This window comes from Streptomyces sp. HD (genome assembly GCF_028369295.1).
Taxonomy (GTDB): Bacteria; Actinomycetota; Actinomycetes; order Streptomycetales; family Streptomycetaceae; genus Streptomyces.
This window is the reverse complement of the sequence record NZ_JAQMYP010000046.1, coordinates 53,199-77,091: the sequence shown is the minus strand read 5'-3', so window position 1 is coordinate 77,091 and position 23,893 is coordinate 53,199. Positions and strand designations below refer to the sequence as shown.

Below are 23,893 nucleotides of genomic sequence, written 5' to 3'. Positions count from 1 at the left end.
GGACAGTCACAAGGCGGCCAGCTCGTCCACCAGGTCGTCCAGGCCCAGGGAACCCTGCGACAGAGCCGCCATGTGCCACGCCTTGAGGTCGAAGGCGTCGCCGTGCCGCTCACGGGCCCTGTCGCGGCCCAGCAGCCAGGCCCGCTCGCCGAGCTTGTAGCCGATGGCCTGGCCCGGGATCGTCAGGTACCGGGTCAGCTCGCTCTCCACGAAGTCCGCCGGACGGCTGCTGTGCGCGCCGAAGAACTCCTGCGCCAGCTCCGGAGTCCAGCGCTCGCCCGGGTGGAACGGGGAGTCGGCCGGGATCTCCAGCTCCAGGTGCATGCCGATGTCGACGATCACGCGAGCCGCCCGCATCATCTGCGCGTCGAGGTAACCGATCCGGTGCTCCGCGTCGGTGAGGAAGCCCAGCTCGTCCATGAGCCGCTCCGCGTACAGCGCCCAGCCCTCGCAGTTGGCGCTGACATGGCCGATGGTGGCCTGATAGCGGGACAGGCTCTGCGCGACGTACGTCCACTGCGCGAGCTGGAGATGATGACCCGGCACGCCCTCGTGGTACCAGGTCGAGACCAGGTCGTAGGCCGGGAACCGGGTCTGGCCCATCGTCGGCAGCCAGGTGCGGCCCGGCCGGGAGAAGTCCTCCGACGGGGGCGTGTAGTACGGAGCCGCCGCACCGCCGGGAGGCGCGATGCACGACTCCACCTTGCGGACCGGCTCGGCGAGTTCGAAGTGCGTGCCGTCGAGCTTCTCGATCGCCTCGTCCATCAGGCTCTGGAGCCAGTCACGGACCTCGTCGACGCCGTCGATGTGCCGGCCGTGCTCGTCGAGGTGCGCCAGCGCCACCCACGGCGTCGCGGCGCCGGGGAGGATCTTCTCGGCCTCCTTCTTCATCTCGCCGAGCAGCCGGTGGTACTCGGACCAGCCGTACGCGTACGCCTCGTCCAGGTCGAGGTCCGTGCCGTTGAAGTAGCGCGCACAGCGGGCGTAACGCTCCCGGCCCACCGTGTTCGGCGCGCCCTCGATCGCCGGCGCGTACACGTCGCGCATCCAGTCCCGCAGCTCCACCACGGAGGCCGTCGCCCCACGGGCGGCCTCGTCCAGCTCCGCGCGCAGCGACTCGGGGCCGGCCGACGCGAAGTCCTCGAACCAGCCACGCCCTTCGCCGGTGTCCGCCCACTCGGTGAGCTGCTCGACGAAGGTGGCGGTCGGGCGGGGGGCCGCGTACAGCTTGCGCTCCAGACCCAGCGCGAGCGCCTCGCGATAGCCCGCGTACGCGGCCGGCACCGCGCGCAGCCGCTCGGCGATCGCCGCCCAGTCCTCGTCGGTCTCGTTCGGCGTGACGGTGAAGACCTCGCGCACCGAGTGCGCAGGCGTGGCCAGGTTGCCGACCGTACGCAGGCCCTCTTCGGCCTCGTGCACGGCCAGCTCCGCGGTCAGCCGCTCGCGCAGCAGGCGCCCGCAGCGGCGCTCGATGTCACTGTCCGCGCCGGGCCGGCGCTCGGCCTCGTCGAGCCGGGCGAGCGTGGCCCGCTGGAGCTGCGCGAGGGCCGCCTGGCCGGTGGGCGAGAGGTCCGGGAGCTTGCTGGAACTCTCCTTCACGCCGAGGTACGTACCGGTGATCGGGTCAAGGGCGATGAGTTCGTCGACATAGGTGTCGGCGACCTCACGGGGCAGCGGGCTCTTGGTCTGTGACATGCGGACCATCCTCATACGGCGACCGGTGCCGCGTCAGCCCGCTTTCTCCGGCCGTTGTCCCAAGTCAGCCCGATTTCGCTGAGGGCTTGTTCCCCGGCGCGTCGGGTGGCAACAGCGGACCGCAGTCCCACTGCTGGAAGATCAGCCGCGTCTCGACCCGCGCCACTTCGCGGTGGGCGGTGAAATCGTCCAGCACCAGTCGCTGCAGGTCAGCCATGTCCGCGACCGCGACATGCACGAGATAGTCGTCCGGCCCGGTGAGGTGGAAGACGGTCAGCGACTCCGGCAACGCCCGGATCCGCTCCACGAAGGGCCCCACCAGCTCCCGGCGATGCGGCCTGACCTGCACGGACAGCAGCGCCTGAAGGCCACGGCCCAGCTTGGCCGGATCCAGTCGCAGCTGATGACCCAGGATCACGCCCGAACGGCGCAGCCGTGTCACCCGGTCCAGACACGTCGACGGCGCGACCCCGATCTGCGCGGCGAGGTCGCGGTAAGTGGTCCGGGCGTCGTTCTGCAGGAGCCGCAGCAGATGCAGATCGACCGGGTCCAGTACGACAGATTCGGCCATTGGCCGAACGTAACACGGTGAGTGTCCGCCAGAACCCGGCCGATGTTCACTCTTCCGCCCATGGACCCAGCGAGCAGGGAGGCATACGAGGGTATGCACGGGTACGACGACGCACGCAGCGCATCCAGGGCACTGGCCACCGAGGCCGTGCACGCCGGCCGCGACGACCTGGCCCGGCAGGGGCTGCACGCCCCGCCGATCGACCTGTCCACCACCTATCCCTCGTACGACAGCCGGGGCGAGGCCGCCCGCATCGACGCGTTCGCCACGACCGGCGCCGAGCCGGACGGCCCGCCCGTGTACGGGCGCCTCGGCAACCCCACCGTCGCCCGCTTCGAGACGGCCCTGGCCCGTCTGGAGGGCACCGAGGCGGCGGTCGCCTTCGCCAGCGGGATGGCGGCGCTGAGCGCGGTCCTCCTCGCCCGGGCCTCGATGGGCCTGCGCCACGTCGTCGCCGTACGCCCCCTGTACGGCTGCAGCGACCACCTGCTCACCGCCGGACTGCTGGGCTCGGAGGTGACCTGGACCGACCCGGCCGGGATCGGCGAGGCGCTGCGTCCCGACACCGGCCTGGTCATGGTCGAGTCCCCGGCGAATCCCACGCTCGCCGAGGTCGACCTGCGAGCGGTGGCCCACGCCTGCGGCTCGGTCCCGCTGCTCGCCGACAACACCTTCGCCACACCGGTGCTCCAGCGCCCCGCCGAGCACGGCGCGCGGCTGGTGCTGCACAGCGCCACCAAGTACCTCGGCGGGCACGGGGACGTGATGGCCGGCGTGGTCGCCTGCGACGAGGAGTTCGCCGGACGGCTGCGACAGGTCCGCTTCGCCACGGGCGGCGTCCTGCACCCACTCGCCGGATACCTCCTGCTGCGCGGCCTGTCCACCCTTCCGGTACGGGTCCGGGCCGCCTCCGCGACCGCCGCCGAACTGGTCGCTCGCCTCGCCGCCGACCCGCGCGTGGCCCGCGTCCACTACCCCCGCACAGGCGGCGCGATGATCGCCTTCGAGGTCCACGACGACCCGCACGAGGTCATAGCCGGCGTCCGCCTGATCACCCCCGCCGTCAGCCTCGGCAGCGTCGACACCCTCATCCAGCACCCGGCGTCGATCAGCCACCGCATCGTGGACGAGAACGACCGCCGGGGTGCCGGAGTGAGTGACCGTCTGCTGAGGATGTCCGTGGGCCTGGAGGACGTCGACGATCTGTGGACGGACCTGGATCAGGCGCTGGGAGCGCGGCAGCGCCCCTCCAGGGGCGCGGGGCTGTATCGACAGGCGGCTCCGCCGCGGGGCGCGACAAGCCACAGCGCACCCGCAGCCGCCAGATAGCCCACAGCCCCCACGGGGCTTAGGCCTTCCCCAACTCACCCGCACTCGACAGCCGCTCCGCAACGGCCTCTTCCAGCGGAGCATCCAGCCGGGCGGTAATGACCAGGGTCCCCTCCTCGATCTGATAGTCGAGGGGGAGCCCCAACCCCCGCATCGCCGCGACCATCCCCGTGTTGGACGCCTGCGTCACGGCGTACACACTCGCGCACCCCGCATCCACAGCCATCCCCACCAGCCTGCGCAGCAACTCCGTGCCGATGCCCCGCCGCTGCCACGTGTCCTCCACGAGCAGCGCGACCTCCGTCTCGTCCCCGTCCCACAGCAGATGCCCGAGCCCGACGACCCGCCCCGACGCGGTCTGCACGGCGATCGTCCGCCCGAAGCGGGGACTGAGCAGATGGCTCAGGTATCGGTCGGCGTCACCGACCGGCCCGTGGTATCGCATCCCGAGCGTCCGCGCCGAGCACCGCTCGTGCATCTCCCTCGCGGCCACCAGATCGCCGGTGTCCACGCGGCGCACGGTGATGTCGTTGCCCTCGGGCAGCGTCAGCACGTCCTGGCTGCGCGGCACGCGCGGCCCCAGCCGGGCGTCCAGCTCCACCAGCGCCCGGGCCCGCGCGAACTCGGTCGGCGTGAACGGCAGATACGGCCGCTCCACGGTGATCACTCCGCCCTCCGGTGCCCGCAGCCGCATCACGGTGTCCTCAAGGGCCCCCTCCACCGGTACCGGATCCGGCCCGCGACCGCCCCCGGCCGGCACGGCGGGCAGCGACCGGATGGTGCACCGGCCCAGCAACTGCCGCAGCGCCAACGGCAGTTCCGCCGCGTCCAGGGCGGTACGGGTGGCAAGGCCCAGCACCCGGGTCGGCGCGTCCACCAGGTCATGGGCGTCGGCCCGTTCGATCCAGGTCCCGGCACCCCCGGCCACCGCGACCGCACGGCTGATCTCGGCCACCGCGAGCCCGCCGGGCGACCGGAGCAGGAACTCGTCAACCGTGCCCTCGGCCAGCGGATGCGTCTGCAGGCTCAGGATGTCCACCCGTAGCCCGGCGAGCGCCGCGCACAGCGCGGCCAGCGACCCCGGTTCGTCCTGCACCGTCGTCCGCATCCGCCACAGCGCACCCTTCTCGGATGCCGTCACGGCCGCCTCCCGCGACTGCTCCGACGGCCCGGCCTGCTCCTCGGAGCGCGGCCGGGCACCGGTATCACCGGTCGGGGGTGCGTGACCGTGGCGGCGTGCCCACCATGTGTGGAACCCCGCCGTGACGACCAGCACCGCTGCCGAGACCAGCAGCAGCTCCGGTCCGTCGGGCCCGTGCCCGATCAGGTTCGCCACGGCGTCGGCCACCGCCACCGCGGTGAACAGCGCGGCGAGCTCGATGACGTCACGCCGCCAGTGGTGTACGGGACGGCCGTGCTTCGCGCGCGTCACATCAGACATGTCTCGACTCATGCAGCCACTGTGAAGGAAAGGTGTTGCGTGATCACGAACGCTTTGTGACCGGGCGGTAAAGAACCATTATGTCCAATTTGAGATCCCCGCTGTTGTTCTGGTCCGTCAGGCGGCCAGCCCATCCGCCAGTGCGCTGCGCAGCCGCCGGGCCTGGGTCACGAGCCGGGACGAACCCCGTCGGTCCGCCGCCCTCGCCAGATGCGGCAGCTCCTCGCGTGCCCCCGTCCGCTCGGCGCACTCCGCGGCGACTGCCAGGAGATCCGCCATGCCTCGTGCCGGCGCAGGCCCTGGTGCCGGTGTCGTCGCCCCGCCGGTCGCGAGGTCGGCGAGCAGTACGGGCAGCGTGTGCCGGAGCATCTCCCAGACGGTCGCGTTGGCCCCGGTGGCCGCCGCCGTCCGCACCGACTCGACGAGCCGCGACGGCTTCACGGCCCCGCGCCGCACCAACTGCCCGAGATCCGCGCCCAGCCGGCCCGCGTCGAGCCGGCCGCGCGTCGCCAGCACCAGCAGGGCGTCCACGGCGGCGAGCCGATCCTCCGGATGCCGCGCACCGAGCCCGTACGCCACCGACAGGTGTACGGCCGCACCGGCCTCGCCGCCGGATTCGGCCAGGAGCGGGAGTATCGCGGCGGTGCCCCGGGTGTCGTCCACGGCTGCCGTGGAGAAGTCGCGCAGCAGCCTGACGGCGACGAGTTCACGCCGCTCGGGGAGGACGGCGAGCCAGTGCGGCCGTATGTGGTCGTCCCAGTGGTAGCAGTGCCGGCGCTCGCCGTGGACGGTCACCGGTCGGCCGAGGGGGCGGAACGCCGGGGGGAAGTCCTCCTGCAGTTCCAGGAGTTCACCGCACTCCAGCAGGATGCGTGGGCCGGCGGTCCGCCGTTGCGCTGTGGGCAGGGCGGTGCCGTCCGCGGTCAGCCACCTCGCGAGCCGTGTCCCCTCCGCGGTGCCGAGCGCGGCCGCCCGCACCGCTGCTGTCTCGGCCGCCGTACGGTCGGTGCGCCGCACCCGCAGCAGGGCCTGCGCGAAGTCGGACGCCGAGACACGCGCGCCCAGGCGCCGGTACTCGTCGAGGCGGGCGACGAGTTCGTCCGGCTCCAGCAGACCGGTGCCCCAGGTGGGGGTGGACAGCAGGAACGGCAGCGGTTCCGTACGGATCCGGTACGCCGCCTCCCAGATGCGGGCGTTGAAGGCACGAGTGAGTGCACTGTGTACGCAATCGGATCCCGACATCCCGCGCTGGACCGCGGCGTGCAGAGTGGCGGTGGGGATCTTGTCGAGCAGTGTCGCGAGGATGAGCTCCAGGCGCTGCGGCTGCTGGACGAAGTAGTCGTCCAGTCGGTACTGGGAGCATTCGGCGGTGAGCCACCAGAGGCGGGCGACCACCGGGCCGAGTGCCTCCACCAGGGCGCCCCTGTCCTGGTGGGCATGGCGCACCAAACCGTCCAGTGTGCGCTCGAACGTCGCCACGTCCGCGCCGGAGGCCAGCAACGCCCCGACCTCTTCGGCGAGTTCGGCCACCGACTCCGGAGCGGGCGCCAGCCGCACGGGCTCGGGTGCCGGGGGCAGCACCTCCTCGTACGGCTCCGGCTCCGAGGGTGCCGGACTCACCCCGAGGCTCTGGACCGCCCGCGCCCGCAGTACGGGGATCAACTGCTCGGCAGCAGAGGCGAGTTCGCCGCGCACGTCCGAGCCCCGGACCCTGCCGACATGCCGCTCCACCAGCTTGAGCGCCCGCTCCTGCACCTCCGAGTCCTGGTGCCCGAAGGCCTGTGCGGCGGCGGGCACCAGTTCCCCGGCGGCCGCCGGGACGCGGGCGAGAACCTTGCCCAGCAGGACCAGTTGGCCGCGCACGAGCTTCCTCTCGGTGCGGAAGAGGACGGCGCCCGACATCTCGACCAGCTGCCGCGTGGTCAGGTCGCCGTCGAGGGCGAGCGACGCGAGTACCGACTGGGCGTGCCCGGCCACCACGGACGCGGCGTCGGCGGCCAGCGCCAGCCAGTCGGCCGTGCGCTCCCGCTGCTCGTCCCGGGTGAGGGCGAAGGCCTGCAGCATGCGCAGGAACACCCGGTGATCGGCCGCCGGACCGCCCCGCAGCAGCCGGGCCAGACAGGCGTCGACCGTCGCCCCGCGGTCCAGGACGCCCTCGACGGTGAGCTGCGCGAGCGCGGCGGTCCAGCTGTTCGGCCCCTCCACGGCGGTCCATGCCAGTCGGCTGCCGATGTCGTTCGTCTCGAAGAGCGCCGCCGCGAGCCGACCGAGGTGCGGGTCCTTGCGCAGCCGGTCCAGGACCGTGTCGCCGCGCTGCCACACATGCCCGATGTGCTCCACCCATCCGTGCACATAGGCCTCCGTCGTCGGCACCGGGCAGCCGGAGAGCCGTACCAGACCCGCCATCAGCTCGTACGGCACCCGCGCACTGACCGGCCGCTCGGCGATCCGGTGCGCCACATCGGCGAGCCAGCCGGGTGCCCGGTCGCCCAGGACGTCGATGAGAACCCCCGGTGACGCCGGCCACCACCGCATGTCGGAGGCCGCCAGCCAGCTCGCCACACCCGCCGCACCCGTCTGGCACGCGACGCCCGCCGCATGCAGCGCGGGATAGGCGCGGCGCGCCTCAGCCGTCCACTGATCCGCCCTCAGCTCCTTGCGCAGGGCCTTCAACTCCGGGAAGAGCGCCCGCCGTTCGGGGTCGGTCATCCCGTCCAGGAGGCTCACCACCTCGGCCGTCCGCCCCCCTCGCACCGCATCCATCAGCGAACTCATCGCGCACCCCCGTCGACCCGTGCCATGTCCCGCTCCGCCGCGGCGATCCCGCGCCGCACCATCCGTACCGCCAGCGCGTGCTTGCACGGCCCGCGCCCGCCCCGGTACTTCGCCCACCACAGACAGCTGCAGCTGAGCACCCCCGCCTCGTCGCGCACCCGATGCACATGGCCGTCCTCGGCCGTCACCGTCCCGGCCGCCCCGTCCAGCGCGACCGCGCCGGCCGCCACCAGCGCCCGGGCCGAGCGCAGCCGCGGATTGTGCCGCTCCACCCGCTCGGCGTCGTACGGCAGCTCCCGGTGGAAATAGGCCGCCTCCGCCGTGTCGTAGCCGACCCGTCCCGAGGTGCCCAGGCGGATCAGCGCCGCCCGGACCCGCTCGGGTGCGAGGCCCGAGGCGGCGGCCAGGTCGGCGACGTCGATGCGGGGCTCCCAGGCGAGGAGCACGGAGATCAGCTCCGCGTCCTCGGCGGCCTCGTCGGTGGCGAGCGCGTCGAGGACGCCGCCCTCGCCGGAGAAACCGCGCGAGGCGTCCGGGGACAGCGTCAGCGTCAGCCGCATGCCGGGCAGGACGGCCTCCCAGGCACTCGCCGTGGCGGCCGCACCGCCGGTGACCGCGGGGCCGTACACCCGCAGTGCCGTGGCATGGCGCAGCACCCGCTGGAGCGTGACCAGCCGCTCCGGTCCCGGCAGGCACACCGCGCCGGGCACCGCGCGCGTGGTCGGCCGCAGCGAGCGCCCCGAGGGCACCACCCACCGCGGTCCGGCCAAGGCGGCGCGCCCTCCACCGCGCGGCAGCGCACGCAGGAACCGCACCGCCTCGGCGGCCGGCAGCTCGGCCCGCAGATCGAAGTCGGCCGCCATGACCTGCGCCTCCGCGAATCCGCGCAGCCAGCGGTCCGGGAGCGGCACCTTCTTCTCCACCACTGGCCCGTCCAGCGTGGTCACCGCCAGCTCCTCGGGGCCCACCCGCAGATGGATCGGGTCGTCCGCGCCGATCCTCGACAGCGCCTCGCGCAGGGGGTTGTTGACGTCGACGTTCGTCGTGCCGTGCCCCACCTCGCCGCCGTCCAGGCCCGCCTCCAGCACGTCCAGCCGGGCGTACACCCCGCCGCAGCCGGAGAAGGACTCGAAGCGCAGCCGGTCCCCGTTGCCCGTCACCACCGGGTCCAGGGAGGCGCGCAGCCGGCGCTGGTGGTACCGCGCGGCCGCCACGTCGGCCACCGCGAGCAGCCCGGCCGAGGCCACCTGAGGCTCTGTCAGGAAGCCCGCGAAGAACCGCGGATGGTCCTGGACACCCGAGGGCGTCGCACCGCTTGAGGTCTCAAGCCCCAGGCGCTGTCCGCCCGCTGCGGCCTCCAGCACGGAGGGTCGGCGATAGGCCACGGCCTGTAGAGATCGCGTCATGGAAAAACCGTAGAGGCGACCACTGACAATCGGCCCTGACCTGCGAAAGCCCCCACTGAGAGGGGATGTTGGCCGGTCCCGTCACGACCGTGCCGCGCACCGGGGGATGACACCGGCACGCGGCACGGTTCAAGGCTACGGGAGTTGCCTGCCGGGACGGGGAGTCACTGACCGACGCGGCCCGGCTGCAGAACCTGCGTGAACAGCACGGTGCCGTCCGCCTCACGCAGGCGCACCGTCAGCTCGCCGCTGCCGCCGTCGATGTCGACCTCGCCGAAGAACTGGTAGCCGCCGGCCGGGGAGACGTTCGCCGTCGTCGGCGCCTTGATGAACACCCGCTCCGGACCGAAGGTGTTGTCCAGGGTGTTCGCCGGGAACGCGCCCGCGTTGAGCGGGCCGGAGACGAACTCCCAGAACGGCTCGAAGTCGGTGAAGGCCGCCCGCGACGGCTGGTAGTGCTGCGCCGACGTGTAGTGCACGTCGGCGGTCAGCCACACCGTGCCGGTGATCCCGCGGTGCTTGATGAACCGCAGCAGCTCGGCGATCTGCAGCTCCCGCCCCAGCGGAGCCCCGGGGTCGCCCTGCGCGACGGCCTCGATGTTCGGCTTGCCGTCGCCGGTGTCCGGCACCACCAGGCCCAGCGGCATGTCCGAGGCGATCACCTTCCACACCGCCCGGGAGCGGGCCAGCTCGCGCTTGAGCCAGTTCAGCTGCTCGGCGCCGAGGATGCCCTGTGCGTCGGTGGTCTGGTTGTCCGGCGAGTTGGCGTTGCGGTAGGTGCGCATGTCCAGCACGAACACGTCGAGCAGCGGACCGTGGTTGACGACTCGGTGGACCCGGCCTCCGGGGCGGCGCAGGGTCGAGATGGGGAAGTACTCCGAGAACGCCTGCCGGGCACGGGCGGCCAGGACGTCGACGCTCTTCTCCGTGTAGCGGGAGTCGCCGAGGATCTCGCCGGGGTACCAGTTGTTGGTCACCTCGTGGTCGTCCCACTGGATGATGGACGGGACCTGGGCGTTGAACCGCTTGAGGTTGTCGTCCAGCAGGTTGTAGCGGAAATTGCCGCGGAACTCGGCCAGCGTCTCGGCGACCTTGGACTTCTCCTCGGTCGTGATGTTCCGCCATGTGCTGCCGTCGGGCAGGGTGACGGAGGCCGAGATCGGGCCGTCGGCGTAGATGTTGTCGCCGCTGCAGAGGAAGAAGTCCGGGTCCAGCGCGCCCATCGCGTTGTAGATCCGGTAGCCGCCGAAGTCCGGGTTGATGCCCCAGCCCTGCCCGGCCAGGTCACCGGACCAGACGAAGCGGACCCCGTCGCGCCGCCGCGCGGAGGCCGTACGGAACGTGCCGGTGACCGGCTCGCCGGTACGGCGCGGGTCGTCCGGGTCGGCGAGCAGCACGCGGTAGTGGATCTGCTCGCCGGACGGCAGCCCGCGCAGCCGGGTCGTACCGGTGAAGTCCGTGTCGGCGCCGAGCAGCGGGCCGTGCCATCTGCGCGCGCCCCGGAACGACTCGGTCGCGGACGTCTCCACGATCATCCGGGCCGGACGGTCGGAGCGCACCCACACCAGCCCCGAGTCGCGGGTCACGTCGCCCGTCTGCACGCCCCAGCCCGCCTTGGGCCGCCCCGACAGGGCGAAGGCCGGTGCCGCGCCGAGGGCGGTGGGCAGGGTCAGGGCCGCCGACGCGGCGAGCGAGCCGCGCAGGACGCTGCGACGACCAGGGAAGGGACGGTGTGACATGGAGGCCTCCAGGGGCGGGATCCGGCCAGTGTGCAGTGCCACAACTACTGGGGCGCCGCAGCGCACACGGAAACCACAAGTGAACAACTGACCGCATCCGCAGGGGAACCGGCGAGTCATGGGGGAGAAAGGCACACGCAGGGTTCCGGTCACCTCCCCGTGGTCCACGGTCACGTCCCTGCGGTCGACGGCCGTCTTCCGTGGTCGCCGGGCACCCCCAGTGGCCCCAGGTCACCGCCGACGCGCGGCGACCGCCTCCGCCATCAGCCGTACGCCCGCCCGGATCCGCGTCGGCGACAGGTGCGCGTACCCCAGGACCAGCCGCACGCCCGCGTGCCCGACCTCCCCGGCACGCGCGTGCGTGTAGGCCGGCAACGCACGCACCGCCACCCCGGCCGCCGCCACACGCGCGACGAACCGTTCCTCGGGCCCGTACCGTTCCGGCAGCGCGGCGATGACATGCAGCCCCGCGGCGATCCCGGTCACCTCCGCGCCCGGAAAGTGCTCCGCCAGAGCGCCGACCAGGGCGTCCCGCCGCTCCCGGTACGCGCGCTGGCAGCGGCGCAGCTGACGGTCGTAGTCGCCGCGCTCCAGGAACCGGGCGAACAGCGCCTGGTCCAGCGTCGGATGGCCGAGATCCATGGTCCGCTTGCGCTCGACGACCTCCTCGGCCAGCGCCTCCGGCACCAGCAGCCAGCCCAGCCGCAGCCCCGGCGCCAGGGACTTGCTGACCGAGCCCGCGTAGGCGACGCGCTCCGGGTCGAGCCCCTGGAGCGCGCCCACGGGAGCACGGTCGTACCGGAAGTCGCCGTCGTAGTCGTCCTCCAGGACGAACCCGTCGACGGACCGCGCCCAGTCGAGCAGTTCGGTACGGCGGCGGGCGGAGTAGGCGATCCCGGTGGGGAACTGGTGGGCGGGCGTCGTGACGACGGACCGTACGCCCGACTCCCGCAGCGGCCCGACGGCGAGCCCTTCGTCGTCCAGGGGCAGGGGCACGGTGGTGACGCCGGCGGCGGCGTAGAGGGAGTCGTGCTGCGGGCTGCCGGGGTTCTCGACCCCGACTTCGCGCATCCCGCGCGCGTGCAGCACGAAACCGAGCACCGTCGTCGCCTGTGACACCCCGGAGACGACCACGATGCGCTCGGGATCCGCGACCACGCCCCGGCGGCGGGCGAGCAGTTCCGCGAGCGCCGTACGCAGCCGGGGCAGCCCGCGTGGGTCGGGATAGCCCAGCTCGTGGTGCGGCAGCTCGGCCAGCACCCCGCGCTGCGCGGCCGCCCACGCGGCACGCGGGAACAGCGACATGTCCGGCGTACCGGGTACGAAGTCCGCGCGGGAGTCCGTGGAGCGCGGAGCGAGGTCACGCGCGCGTGGCCGGGCGGCCCGTACGGCACCGCTCACCCAGGTTCCGGCACCCCGGCCGCTGCGCAGATAGCCCTCCGCGGTCAGCTGCTCGTACGCCTCGGTGATCAGCCCGCGCGACACACCGAGATCGGCGGCCAGATCCCGGCTCGACGGCAGCCGCGTCCCCGGCGCGAGCCGCCCCGATCGCACCGCCTCCCGCAGCGCCGCCTGCAACGAACGCCCACGCGCGCGTGCGGGCGCCGAAGCGGCGGGAAGCAGCAGCTCCCAGGCGGGCGAGCCGGCACGCGGGTCCGGATTGGTCTCCGATGACGTCATGGAACTGGACCTTAATCCGGACCGCCGCGGTTCCTAGCGTCGCTGCCATGAACGCCACCACCACGCGCGGCGCCCTCCTGGCCGGGCTCGCCTGTGTCCTCGTCGGAGGATCCTTCACCGCCAACAGCCTGCTCGGCGCCTACCCGTACGCGGGCGGCCAGTTCCTGCGCTACGGCCTCGCCTGTCTGCTGCTCGTCCCGCTCACCGGGCGGGACGCGGCGTCCCGGCTGCGGCTGCTCGCCGCCCGTCAGTGGATCCGCCTCGCGGTGCTCGCCGCTGTCGGCATGGTCGGCTTCAACCTGGCCGTCATCGCCGCCGAGCGCACCGCCGAACCGGCGGTCCCCGGAGTCTTCGTGGGCTGCGCGCCCGTGGTCGTCGCCGTCGTCGTCCCTCTGCTGGACGGGCGCCGGCCGCAACGCACCGTCCTGTACGGGGCGCTGCTCGTGGCCGTCGGCGCGTTCGCGGTGCAGGGCTGGGGCCGTACGGACACCGTCGGCATCGCCTTCTCCGCGGGCGCGCTGGTCGGTGAGGTCGGTTTCGCGGTCCTCGCCGTGCCGGTGCTGCGCCCGCTGGGCCCACGGCTGCTGTCCGCCACCGTGTGCGGGATCGCCGCCGTCGAGTCCGCGGCGGCCGGGCTGCTCCTGGACGGCACCGCGTGGCTGCGGTGGCCGGACACGACGGAGACCGCGGCACTCCTGTGGCAGGCGGTGGTCGTGACCGTCGTCGGCTTCGTGTGCTGGTACATGGGCATGCAGCGCATCGGCGCCGAGCGCGCCACCCTCTTCTCCGGCCTCATCCCGGTCGCCGCGGCCTGCACCGCCCCGCTCGTCGGAACCGGTTCCTACGGTGTCCCGCAGGCCGTGGGCAGCGCCCTTGTCGGCGCCGGAGTCGTCCTGGGGTCCCGTGCGCGCCAATCGCCCCCGCATTACGAGGGGTTGCCCGCACTGGCGCGTAAACAGGTATGAAAGCCGGCGGGGAAGCAACCGGCCGAAGCCCGCCTCCGTATCGCACGCGCATTCCTGGAGCCCCGTGGACGCCAAGAACCGCTTCGAGACGAAGACCACCTTCGCATGCACCCGAATAGAATGGCTGGCCTTTCTGGTCGTCTCGCTCGTGCTCGCCTTTCTGCACCTTGCCGATATCCGCTGGGGCGTCTTCCTGGCGCTCTTCGCGGTGATCGACGTCATCGGCTACATCCCCGGCGCGATCGCCTACCGACGCAGCCCGGACGGGCGTATCGCACGCGGCTACTACGTGGCCTACAACGTGATGCACAGCCTGGTCACGGCAGGTGTCCTCGCCGGGGCGTGGGTCCTGTTCGCCGGGCCGGAATGGGCCCTGCTGGCACTGCCCATCCACCTCCTGGGAGACCGGGCCCTGTTCGGGAACTCGTTCAAACCTTTCGGGGTCGCGTTCGAACCCGAAATCCATCCCGCCTACGGCGCATTCGAACGGCAGTACCTGGCCGCTGCCGCCGACTCGTCGCGGCACCGGGAGGAGGGTGCGCATGCCGTCCGTGCTTGACACCCTCACCGAACACAGCGACAACCCCAGTTCATTTCTCGCCCTGAACAGCGGGAACGAGTACTTCCGCGACGAACGACTCGACGGCATTTGTGCCTATCGCCGCTCCGGCCGCCATGTCCTGCAATTCGGCGGTCCGTTCACCGCGCCGGAACACCGGGCCCAGTTGCTGGACTCGTTCGTCGCACACGCCGGACGCCGCCTGCTCGCGGTGCAACTGCAGCGCGAGGACGCCGAGCTGTACGCCGGCCACGGCTTCACGGTCAACCAGATCGGCGCGTCGTACGCCGTCGACCTGGCCCGTTTCACGCTGCGCGGCTCACGGTTCGTACGGCTGCGGAACAAGATCTCGCGGGCCCGGCGCGCGGGCCTGGAGGTCGCCGAGGTCCAACACGACGACGACTGCGCGGAGTTGGACCGGGTGGACGAGCCCTGGCTGCGGGAGAAGGGGCGGCACGTCAAGGAACTGCAGTTCCTCGTCGGCCAGCGGACCGGGCCGCTGCAACGGCACCGCCGGCTCTTCGTCGGGCGCATCGACGGCGCGGCGGTCGGCTACATCAACTACTCGCCCGTCTACGGCAGCCGCCCCGGCTGGCTGCACGATCTCAGCCGGCGCAGGCCCGACGCGCCGCCCGGTGTGATGGAGGCGCTCAACGCCACCGTCATGGAACAGCTCGTCGCCGACGGCGCCGCCTGGCTGCACTTCGGCTTCACCCCGTTCACCGGGCTCGACGAGGAACACGAAGTCGACGGTCACAGCCGGATGTTCGCCCGGTTCGCCCGCCTCCTGGCCGAACGCGGCAAGGCGATCTACCCCGCGGTCTCCCAGCTCGAATACAAGGAGAAGTGGGCCCCGCACGCGGTCCTGCCGGAGTACATCGCCTTCCTTGGCAGGCCGCGGATACCCGCCGTATGGCAGCTGCTGCGCGCCACCAACGCCGTCTGACCCCACCGGCGCGCGCTGCCGTACGACCGCTCCGCGAGGTCGCCGCCCCGCGCCGCCGTATGCCCGAAACCGACCCCCCACTCGGAGGACCGCACCGGCATGAGATTCCTCGACCGTGAACGCACCACCCTGGCCAAGCTGTTGCCGGACCTGGACCCTGCCCTGCGTGAGACGCCGCTCATGGAGCTGGAGCGGGCGGAGAGCCCCGGCATCGGGCTCTTCCGGGACAGCGGCGGGCCGGGGCTGCTGGTGCCGGAGGACCATCAGGGCCGGGGAGCGACGGCGTTGGACGCGCTGCGGGTGCAGCGGGCCATCGGCAGCCGCTCGCCGTCACTGGCCGTGGCGACCACCATGCACCACTTCTCGATGGCCACGCTCGTCGGTCTGGGCGACCGGGGCGACGGACTGGAGTGGCTGCTGATCGAAGGTGTGGCGTCGAGCAACCGCATCATCGCCTCCGGCTTCGCCGAGGGACGCCGCGGCGCCGGCATCCTGGAGCCGACGATGACCGCCAAGGTCACTGAGGACGGCGTACGCATCAGCGGCGTCAAACGCCCGTGCAGCCTGGCCCGTTCCATGGACGTGCTGACCGCCAGCGTCCTGGTGCCCCGCGAGGACGGACCGGGGGACGAACTCGCGGTCGCGCTGGTGCCCGCCGAGAGCGAGGGCATCAGCGTCAGCGGCTTCTGGTCCAGTTCCTTCCTGGCCGGCGCGCAGAGCGACCAGGTCACGCTCACCGACGTCGTCGTACCGCCGGAACTGCTGCTGCGTACCGCCGCCACCCCGCAAGGGGGGATCGACGAGCTCCAGACGGCCGGGCTGGTCTGGTTCCAGCTGTTGATGACCGGCAGCTACCTCGGCGCCGCCTCCGCCCTGGTCGAACGGGTGCTGCTCAACGACCGGATCCCCGAGCACGAGCGGGTGCGGCTCTTCGTCGAGACCGAGGCCGCCATGGCCGCCGCCGAGGGCATCGCCCGCCGCGTCGACGACGGCGACCTGGGCGAGTCCGCGCTCGCCCAGGCGCTGTACGTCCGCTACGGCGTCCAGGACGTCATCGCCCGGGTCGTCCCCCGCGCGGTCGAACTGCTCGGCGGGCTCAGCTTCATGACGTCCGACGAGGTCGGCCACCTGGCCGCCTGCGCCAACGGACTGTCCCTGCACCCGCCGTCCCGGGCCAGGATGACCGGCCCCTTCGCCGACTACCTGGCCGACCGGCCGCTCGCCATCGCCTGACCGGCGTCCCCACCCACCGCCCAGTGCCGGCCGAGACCCGTTGGGGGAGCACACCCATGCCGCACGACCTCCCGCGTCCCACCGCCCTGCCCGCACCGAGGACCAGCGTCCGCGACCGTCCGACCCTGCTGCTCACCGGAGGGAGCGGCGTCCTCGGACGGGCCCTGATCGACGAGCTGTCCGCCGACTTCGACCTGCTCTGCCTGCGCCGCAACCGCCCGTTGGGCGACGCACGCGTACGCGAACTGCCCGGCGACCTCCTCGCCCCCCGGCTCGGCCTGACCCCGCTCGCCTGGCACGAACTCGCCCTCGAAGTGGACGTCGTCCTGCACTCCGCCGCCGAGACCAACTGGCGGATGCCGCCCGCCGACATCGAGCGGACGAACATCCTCGGCACCGAGGCCGTGCTCGACCTGGCCGCCCGCGCCGACGCGTCCCTGTACCTGGTGAGCACCGCGTTCGTGGCCAGCGTCCCGAGCGAGGAGGACGCGCGGCGCTTCCCCGGGGCCGCCGCCTACCTCGCCTCCAAGACCAGGGCCGAACAACTCGTCCGCGACGCCGACCTGCCCGGCGCCATCGTCCGCCCCTCCGTCGTGATGGGCGACTCCACGACCGGCCGGATCGCCGGCCAGCAGGGCCTGACCAAGACCCTCGGCTCGATGGTCCTCGGACAGGTGCCGGTGCTGCCGGGCGCGCCCGAGGCCCGCGTCGACATGGTCCCGCAGGACTACGTCACCCGGGCCGTCGGCGACCTCGTCCGCGGCGGGGTGAGCAGTGGCGAGTTCTGGCTCACCGCCGGCAAGGAGGCGCCCCGGCTGCGTGAGATCGCCGACACCTGCGCGGAGTTCGCCGTACTCCGCGGGCTGCCCGCACCGCACCGGCCCCGGCTCATCCCCGTCGAGGCGGTGCACCGGCTGCTGCTGCCCATGCTGGAGGGCACCGCACTGCCCGCATCCACGCGCAAGCGGTTCCAGCACTACGCCGAGCTCCTGCTGGTCTTCCAGCGCGAACTCCCCTTCGACAGCTCGCTCGGGCAGCCCCACTGCGGCACCCGCCCCAGCCACACCGACATCCGCGCCGCGCTCGTCCGCAACCTGGAGAGCTGGGCCGACGAGCGCCCCGCCCTCCTCACCCGACACCGTGCCGCACGCACTGTCGCGACCCCGACCGAGGTGGCCTCATGACGACGTCCCCGGACACGACCGCCGTACCCGCACAGCAGGCCGGGACGGCGACGACGGCCGTACCGACACACTCCACCGACGACCCGGTCATCGACCGCACCGACGTGGCCGCCCCCACCGACCAGGACGACGTCCTCGACCTGTACCTGCGCCACATCGGCTCCGGGCGGGCCGTCATGGGCCGGGTGCTCGGCGGCATGTCCGAGGTGCGGTCCGAAGGCCCCTGGATCCACACCGACGACGGCCGCAGCGTCCTCGACTTCGGCGGCTACGGCGTCTTCATCCTCGGCCACCGGCACCCGGCCGTCGTCGAGGCCGTGCACCGCCAGATCGACGCCCACCCGCTGGCCAGCCGGGTCTTCCTCGAACCCGTCGCCGCCCGCGCCGCCGAGGCGCTGGCCGCCCACACGCCGCCCGGCATGGACTACGTCCACTTCGTCAACTCCGGTGCGGAGGCCACGGAAGCCGCGCTCAAGCTGGCCCGCGCGCACGGCCGCAACGCCATCGTCACCACCCGCAAGGGCTTCCACGGCAAGACGCTCGGCGCCCTCAGCGTCACCGCCAACGCCACCTACCAGACGCCGTTCCAGCCGCTGCTGCCCGACACCACCCAGGTCGCCTACGGGGACGCCGGCGAGCTGAAGCAGGCGCTGGCCGCCCGCCGCGACCGGGCCTGCGTCATCGTCGAGCCGGTGCAGGGCGAGGGCGGCGTGCATATCCCGGAACCCGGTTACCTCACCGAAGTCGCCGCGCTCTGCCGGGAGTTCGGGGCGCTGCTCGTCGTGGACGAGATCCAGACCGGGATGGGCCGGCTGGGCACCTGGTGGGGCGTGGACGCGGAGGGCGTCCGCCCGGACATGCTGCTGGTCGGCAAGGGACTGAGCGGCGGTGTCGTACCGGTCGCCGCGATGGTCGCCACCGCCGAGGCGTACGCCCCCTTCAGCCGGGACCCCTATCTGCACACCTCCACCTTCGGCGCCTCCCCGATCGCCTGCGCCGCGGCCCTCGCCGCCGTCGAGACCATGGAGCGCGAGGACACGGTGGCCCGCGCGGCGGCACTCGGGGCGCGCATCCTCGCCGGGGTACGGGACACCTGTGCGCCGTACCGGGAGCTCCTCGTCCAGGACGTACGCGGGCGCGGGCTGCTGATCGGGATCGAGTTCATCGAGGAACGGGCGGTCGGCGAGCTCCTGCTGGAACTCGTCGCGCGGGGCGTCCTCGTCAACCACTCCCTCAATTCCACCCGCGTGCTGCGCCTGACCCCGCCCGCCGTGGTGGCGGACGACGCGCTCGACCTGTTCTTCACCACCCTCGCCGAGGCTCTGCACACCACGGCTGCCCGTATGGCCGGTTGATCAGGGAGCCCCCTTCCCGGAAAGGAACCGAACCCCCCATGCGTCATGTGGTCCTGCACGCCATCGCCGACGGCTCGGAACCGGCCGCCGTCTACCACCGCATCACCGACTTCCGCCGCTATCCCGAACTCACCGACACCGTGCGCGACGTGCGCGTGGACGCGCTGCCCGACGGCTCGGTGGTGTCCGACTGGACCGTCTCCTTCCGCGGCGGGCTGATGCGCTGGCGGGAACGCGACACGTTCGCGCCGGACACGCTCTCCCTCACCTTCGAGCAGCTCAGCGGCGACTTCCAGACCTTCGAGGGCAGTTGGCGGTGCGAGCCGCGCGACGGCGGCACGTTGGTGGTGTTCACCGCCTCCTTCGACCTCGGCATCCCGACCCTCGCGGAGATCCTCGACCCCGTGGCCGAGTCCACGCTGCGGACCAACATCGCCCGCATCCTGGCGGGACTGGTGGGCGCGGAGGTGATCGATGAGTGCGCCGCCACCGCTCAAGGCTGACCCCTCCCCGTACGACGACCCCCTCCACGACGAACCCGGCCCCGGCGCCGCCCGCTGTCTCGGCCTCTACGCCAAACTGACCGCCGGAGTGAGCGTCGTGACGGCCCGGGGCGAGGACGGGCCGCTCGGGATGACGGTCTCTGCCGTCACCTCGCTGTCGGCCCGCCCGCCCCTGCTCCTGGCCTGCCTGCGCGACGGCTCCCGCACCCTCGCCGCCGTCCGGGCGCACGGCGTCTTCGCGGTGCATCTGCTGCGGGAGGAACAGCACGACCTGGCCGGCCGCTTCGCGAACCCGACGACCCCCGCCGCCCAGCGGTTCGCCGGCACGGACAACCGGCAGGTCCTCGGCGTCCCCGTCATCGCGGGCGCGCTGGCCTGGTCGGTGTGCCTGGTGGCGGACGTACGCCGTTACGGCGACCACCACCTGGTCGTCGGACAGGTCGCCGCCGTCCACGTCGGCGGCGGGCGCCCACTGCTCTGGCACGACCGCCGGTTCCGCTCGCTGCGCGAACTCCGGCCGGAGGGCACCGGATGACGCCGACGGAGTACGGAACCCCGGCCTGGGGGCTCGCGGAGCTGCCCGCACAGCCCCCGCTGCACGGCACGCCCACGGCGGACGTGGCGGTGGTCGGGGCCGGTCTGGCGGGGCTGGCCTGCGCCTACCACCTGGCCGAACGCGCCCCCGGCCGGGACATCGCGGTGATCGACGCCGAGGGCGTCGCCGCCGGGGCCAGCGGTCGGGGCACGGGTCTGCTGGGCCCGCGGGCCGGGCCGGCGATCGACCGCGCCGTACGGCGTCATGGGCCCTGGGCCGCACGCCGGATGCATCTGGCGAGCGTACGGGCGGTGCAGTCGGTCCTCGACCTGTGCGGGCGGCTCGACGTGCCGTGCGGGCTGCGGACCGGCGGGCAGATCATGGCGACGCGCGCACCGGCCGGGCTGGCGTCGCTCGACCGGCAGTCCCGGGCCTACCGCGCGCTGGGCCTGGACGTGCCGGAGCTGTCCGGCGCCCAGGTACGCGCGCGCGTGGGCGTGCCGTACACCTCAGGCCTGTTGCACCGCACCGCCGCCACCCTCGACCCGGCCACCCTGACCTGTGCCCTCGCCCGCGCCTGCGCGGCCAAGGGCGTGCGGTTCTATGGGAACAGCCCGCTGCTTGCGGTGCGCGCGGGGGAGCGGGCCGGCACCGAGCTGGTCTTCCCGCACGGCAGGCTCCGGGCCGGGCAGGCGGTGCTGGCCGTCAACTCCGCGGCGCAGTCGGTGGGGTTGCCGGTCGGCACGGTCCTGCCGCTGGAGGTGTACGCCGTCGCCACCGCGCCCGTGAGCGACGCGGCGTACGAGGCACTGGGCGGGCACGAGGGGTACGCCGTCGTCGACGCCCTGCCGATGGCCCCGTACTTCCGGCCGCTCCCCGACGGGGGGCTGGTCGCGGGCGGTGGCACCGTCACCCTCCCCGCCGGACTGGGTGCACCTCGGCTGCGTGCCGTGCGGGAGCGGGCCTGGGCGTGGCTGGGCCGCTGGGTGCGGTCGCTCCATCCCGAGCTGGCCCATCTGCCGGTCACCCACCGCTGGTCCGGCCGTATCGGCATGACCGGCGACGGCCTGCCGGTCGTCGGCACTGTGCACGGCCTGCCCGACGTCTGGTACATCGGGGGCTGCTGCGGCCATGGCCTGGCGATGTCCGTGGCCCACGGCGCCCACGTCGCCGCGGCGCTCCTGGACGAGCCGGACTCCGGGGACCCCCTGCCCTGGCACCGCCCGGCCGCCCCACGCATGCCGGTCAACGGACCCGGCCGACCCCTGCTGCGGACCTACCTGGACGCGCTGGGCCGGGCCACGCGGCGTACCTGTTGACACCGGCGGCGCCGAAGGCGGCGTACCTGCTGTCACCGGTCGCGCCGAAGGCGGCGTACCTGCTGTCACCGGTCGCGCCGAAGGCGGCGTACCTGCTGTCACCGGTCGCGCCGAAGGCGGCGTACCTGCTGTCACCGGTCGCGCCGAAGGCGGCGTACCTGCTGACACCGGGCGCGCCGTACACGGCGCCTCCGCTGACACGCACCCCACCGGCAGCACGCGTCATCCACAGGCCCACCCGCACGCGCCACCCGCAGGCGTCATCCGCACGCCCCACCCACAGGCCCCACCCGCCTCCCCTCGCCAAGGCCCACCGACACGTCCGGCCAACACGTCCCACCCACACGGAGGTCGCTCCATGCCCCCACGTCCCCTCGGCGCCGACGGCTCACTGCCGCCAACACTCCGTATGGGCACCGCGGACGTCGCCTATCACCTGGCGATGCACGGCAGACCGCTGCCGGTCGTCTTCGTGTTCGCGTTCGACGGCCCGGCCCCGACCCTGGACGCCGTACGCGCGCGCGTGGCCGAACGCGCCCACCGCATTCCGGCGTTGCGCTACCGCATCGCACGGGACCGCCCGGTGCTCCGGCGCGTCGACAGCATCGCCGTCGAGCAGCACGTGCACGAGGCGCGGCTGCCCGAGGGCGCCGACGAGGCGGCGGCCGGGCGGCTGATGCTGAACCGGCCCATGGGCGCGGACGAACGGCCGTCGTGGGACGTGTGGCTGGTCCACGGACCGACGGGCGGCTACAGCCTCTGCTACCGCTCCGAGCACGCCTTCCAGGACGGAGTCGGTGCCGCCCACACGACCCGGGCCCTCCTCGACGACCACCCCGGCGGCGGCCCTGCCGCCAACCGGCCCTCCTGGCCGACCGCCCGAGGACTGGCCGACGCCCTCGGCGACGTCGTCGGCGGATTCCGCGCGCCCACCGCGAAGCCGGCCTTCGACGGGCCGAGCAGCGGCCGCACCACGCTCTGCCGGACCCACACCCCGCTGGCCAGGCTGCGCGCCATCGGCCGAGCCCACGGCGGCACCGTCAACGACATCTTCCTCGCCGCCCTCGCGCACGCCGTCCACACCTGGCACATGAAGGCGACCGGGGCCGTCCATCCGCCGCTGCCGGTCGCGGTCCCCATGTCGGTCCGGACGCCCGGCGAGGAGTGCGCCCCCGGCAACCGGATGGTCACCGCGCGGCTGCTGCTGCCCTGTGACGAGCAGTCACCGCGGCCGGCCCTCGCCCGCGTCATCGCGGCCACGACCCGTCTGCGCGCGACCCGGCGCCGCGACGCCGTACGCCTGCTGCTGTCGGCCACCCCACGGGCCCTCGGCGCCCGCGTCGGCATGCGGATGGTCAACGGTGACGTCGTGGCCGGACCGGCGAGCAGCGTGAACTTCGGTGCCGCCCTGGTCCACCAGGGGGCCACGTCCCGCAGCGCCGCCGTCTTCTCCGACGTGGCGGCCGGCATCCGCTGCCTCACGACCCTCACGAGCCAGCACGACACCGCCTGCCTCACGGTCGTACACGACGAGACGCTGTCCACCGCCGACGAACTCCCGGACCTGTGGCTGGCGGCACTGCTGGAACTGGAGCGGGCGTAGCGCGTCGTACGGACGCAGGGGCGTAGGGAAATGGACTCAGCGAGGGGGAGGCCCGGGCCGTACAGCCCGGGCCTCCCCCTTCGCGAGTTCACTGCCTCACCACGGTTGCTCCTTCACCGGTCACTTCCTCAGCGTGCCGGTCGTCAGGAACACGCACTTGGCGGCGGCCTCCGTGAGCAGCGGCAGATACGGGGAGAGCCGCTCGACCACATACGGCAGCGTGAACAGGTCGGCGACACGGGCCTCCCAGCCCTGCTCCGCCCACCAGCCCTCGGGCTCGGCGAGCTGCCAGTGCCAGGCGATGCCGGTGGCGGACAGGGCCTCCAGGAAGGGCGCCACGAACGCGGACGAGGCGGCCTCGGCGTTCACGCACTCGGCGCCGAACGTGCTGCCGGGCGCGGAGAGTTCCGTCATCGTGCCGACGATGGACTCCACCGCCTCGGGCCGTAGGTGGTAGAGCAGTGTCTCGGCGAGCCACGCGGTGGGCCGGCGTGGATCGAAGCCCGTGGCCACCAGTTCCTCGGCCCAGGATCCGGTCGGGTCGACGTCGACCCTGCTGCGCCGCCCGCAGGTGGGCCGGCTCCAGTCCAGCACGCGGTCCTTGAAGTCCAGTACGGCGGGGGCCTCGACCTCGAAGACCTGCACCCCGGTCGGCCAGCGCAGCCGGTACGCGCGCGTGTCGAGACCGGCGCCGAGCAGCACCACCTGGCGGCAGCCCGAGCGGGACGCGGTGAGCAGCTGTTCGTCGAAGAAGCGGGTGCGCACCACGGCCCAGTCGGGCAGCAGCCGTTGCAGGGGACCGTCACCGGGCGGCCCGTCGCCGAACCGCGCCGCGTGCAGGAAGTCCGCGGCCCAGGGGTCGAGCACATACGGCGTGTCCCGGCCGCACTCGGCGGCATGCGCGGCGGCCGTCCAGAGCGCGACACGTGAGAGGCCGTACGACGGTGAGGCGCCCTCGGCAAGGGTGTCCGGCGCCGACGAGGGCTGCGGACGTGCGGTCTCGGGCAAGAGGAACCTCCGTAGGGTCAACATCGTCAAGTGGTCGAGCAGGTCGA

At 73.1% G+C, this 23,893-nt stretch carries 19 protein-coding genes; 11 read left to right on the top strand and 8 right to left on the bottom strand.

Features of this window, described 5'->3' with window-relative positions; genetic code table 11:
* Nucleotides 1–6 precede the first annotated feature (6 nt).
* Both POF73_RS34735 and POF73_RS34730 read right to left on the bottom strand, forming a co-directional pair.
* Nucleotides 7–1,695 carry a DUF885 domain-containing protein gene (locus POF73_RS34735; RefSeq protein ID WP_272123082.1) on the bottom strand — a complete coding sequence of 563 codons (1,689 nt, stop codon included), beginning with the start codon at nt 1,693–1,695 and terminating at the stop codon, nt 7–9.
* A 64-nt stretch (nt 1,696–1,759) separates the two neighbouring features.
* Nucleotides 1,760–2,266, bottom strand: coding sequence for an Lrp/AsnC family transcriptional regulator (locus POF73_RS34730; RefSeq protein ID WP_272123080.1), 507 nt, complete (start codon nt 2,264–2,266; stop codon nt 1,760–1,762).
* A 93-nt stretch (nt 2,267–2,359) separates the two neighbouring features.
* On the opposite strand from POF73_RS34730, the gene POF73_RS34725 reads away from it, so the two are divergent.
* Entirely contained in the window at nt 2,360–3,595 is a 1,236-nt protein-coding gene (locus tag POF73_RS34725) for a trans-sulfuration enzyme family protein (RefSeq protein ID WP_272123095.1), read from the top strand.
* A 19-nt stretch (nt 3,596–3,614) separates the two neighbouring features.
* On the opposite strand, the gene POF73_RS34720 is transcribed toward POF73_RS34725, so the two are convergent.
* The 5 genes from POF73_RS34720 to pdxR all read right to left on the bottom strand — a co-directional run bounded on the left by POF73_RS34720 (nt 3,615) and on the right by pdxR (nt 12,636).
* The gene (locus POF73_RS34720) at nt 3,615–5,036 is read right to left on the bottom strand and encodes a GNAT family N-acetyltransferase (RefSeq protein ID WP_272123078.1); all 1,422 of its coding nucleotides are present in this window, start codon (nt 5,034–5,036) and stop codon (nt 3,615–3,617) included.
* A 117-nt stretch (nt 5,037–5,153) separates the two neighbouring features.
* A complete protein-coding gene (locus POF73_RS34715) occupies nt 5,154–7,811 on the bottom strand; it encodes a DUF7824 domain-containing protein (RefSeq protein WP_272123076.1) in 2,658 nt (885 codons plus the stop codon).
* Nucleotides 7,808–9,217 carry an SWIM zinc finger family protein gene (locus tag POF73_RS34710; RefSeq protein ID WP_272123074.1) on the bottom strand — a complete coding sequence of 470 codons (1,410 nt, stop codon included), beginning with the start codon at nt 9,215–9,217 and terminating at the stop codon, nt 7,808–7,810. The genes POF73_RS34715 and POF73_RS34710 overlap by 4 nt, the downstream gene beginning before the upstream one ends.
* A gap of 164 nt (nt 9,218–9,381) precedes the next feature.
* Nucleotides 9,382–10,956, bottom strand: a complete 1,575-nt coding sequence (locus POF73_RS34705) for an alkaline phosphatase D family protein (RefSeq protein ID WP_272123073.1) — start codon at nt 10,954–10,956, stop codon at nt 9,382–9,384.
* 231 nt (nt 10,957–11,187) lie between these two features.
* Nucleotides 11,188–12,636: a MocR-like pyridoxine biosynthesis transcription factor PdxR gene (gene pdxR, locus POF73_RS34700; RefSeq protein ID WP_272123072.1), complete on the bottom strand. Its 1,449-nt coding sequence runs from the start codon at nt 12,634–12,636 to the stop codon at nt 11,188–11,190.
* 47 nt (nt 12,637–12,683) lie between these two features.
* On the opposite strand from pdxR, the gene POF73_RS34695 reads away from it, so the two are divergent.
* From POF73_RS34695 to POF73_RS34650, 10 genes are all read left to right on the top strand, one after another.
* On the top strand, nt 12,684–13,601 hold the full coding sequence (locus tag POF73_RS34695) for a DMT family transporter (RefSeq protein WP_272123070.1): 918 nt from the start codon (nt 12,684–12,686) through the stop codon (nt 13,599–13,601).
* 64 nt (nt 13,602–13,665) lie between these two features.
* On the top strand, nt 13,666–14,160 hold the full coding sequence (locus POF73_RS34690; protein ID WP_272123068.1) for a hypothetical protein: 495 nt from the start codon (nt 13,666–13,668) through the stop codon (nt 14,158–14,160).
* On the top strand, nt 14,144–15,106 hold the full coding sequence (locus POF73_RS34685) for a bifunctional lysylphosphatidylglycerol flippase/synthetase MprF (protein ID WP_272123066.1): 963 nt from the start codon (nt 14,144–14,146) through the stop codon (nt 15,104–15,106). Before POF73_RS34690 ends, POF73_RS34685 begins: the two co-directional genes overlap by 17 nt.
* A 99-nt stretch (nt 15,107–15,205) precedes the next feature.
* The gene (locus POF73_RS34680) at nt 15,206–16,339 is read left to right on the top strand and encodes an acyl-CoA dehydrogenase family protein (protein WP_272123064.1); all 1,134 of its coding nucleotides are present in this window, start codon (nt 15,206–15,208) and stop codon (nt 16,337–16,339) included.
* A 56-nt stretch (nt 16,340–16,395) separates the two neighbouring features.
* Entirely contained in the window at nt 16,396–17,523 is a 1,128-nt protein-coding gene (locus POF73_RS34675) for an SDR family oxidoreductase (RefSeq protein ID WP_272123062.1), read from the top strand.
* Nucleotides 17,520–18,878: an aspartate aminotransferase family protein gene (locus tag POF73_RS34670; RefSeq protein ID WP_272123061.1), complete on the top strand. Its 1,359-nt coding sequence runs from the start codon at nt 17,520–17,522 to the stop codon at nt 18,876–18,878. The genes POF73_RS34675 and POF73_RS34670 overlap by 4 nt, the downstream gene beginning before the upstream one ends.
* Nucleotides 18,879–18,916: 38 nt before the next feature.
* Complete coding sequence (locus tag POF73_RS34665; protein WP_272123060.1) at nt 18,917–19,381, top strand: type II toxin-antitoxin system RatA family toxin; 465 nt, start codon at nt 18,917–18,919, stop codon at nt 19,379–19,381.
* Nucleotides 19,353–19,916: a flavin reductase family protein gene (locus tag POF73_RS34660; RefSeq protein WP_272123058.1), complete on the top strand. Its 564-nt coding sequence runs from the start codon at nt 19,353–19,355 to the stop codon at nt 19,914–19,916. Before POF73_RS34665 ends, POF73_RS34660 begins: the two co-directional genes overlap by 29 nt.
* Nucleotides 19,913–21,235 carry an NAD(P)/FAD-dependent oxidoreductase gene (locus tag POF73_RS34655; protein WP_272123056.1) on the top strand — a complete coding sequence of 441 codons (1,323 nt, stop codon included), beginning with the start codon at nt 19,913–19,915 and terminating at the stop codon, nt 21,233–21,235. Before POF73_RS34660 ends, POF73_RS34655 begins: the two co-directional genes overlap by 4 nt.
* Before the next feature lie 358 nt (nt 21,236–21,593).
* Nucleotides 21,594–22,838, top strand: a complete 1,245-nt coding sequence (locus POF73_RS34650) for a wax ester/triacylglycerol synthase domain-containing protein (RefSeq protein WP_272123054.1) — start codon at nt 21,594–21,596, stop codon at nt 22,836–22,838.
* Between the two features lie 120 nt (nt 22,839–22,958).
* On the opposite strand, the gene POF73_RS34645 is transcribed toward POF73_RS34650, so the two are convergent.
* Nucleotides 22,959–23,846, bottom strand: coding sequence for an SAM-dependent methyltransferase (locus tag POF73_RS34645; RefSeq protein ID WP_272123052.1), 888 nt, complete (start codon nt 23,844–23,846; stop codon nt 22,959–22,961).
* Nucleotides 23,847–23,893 lie beyond the last annotated feature (47 nt).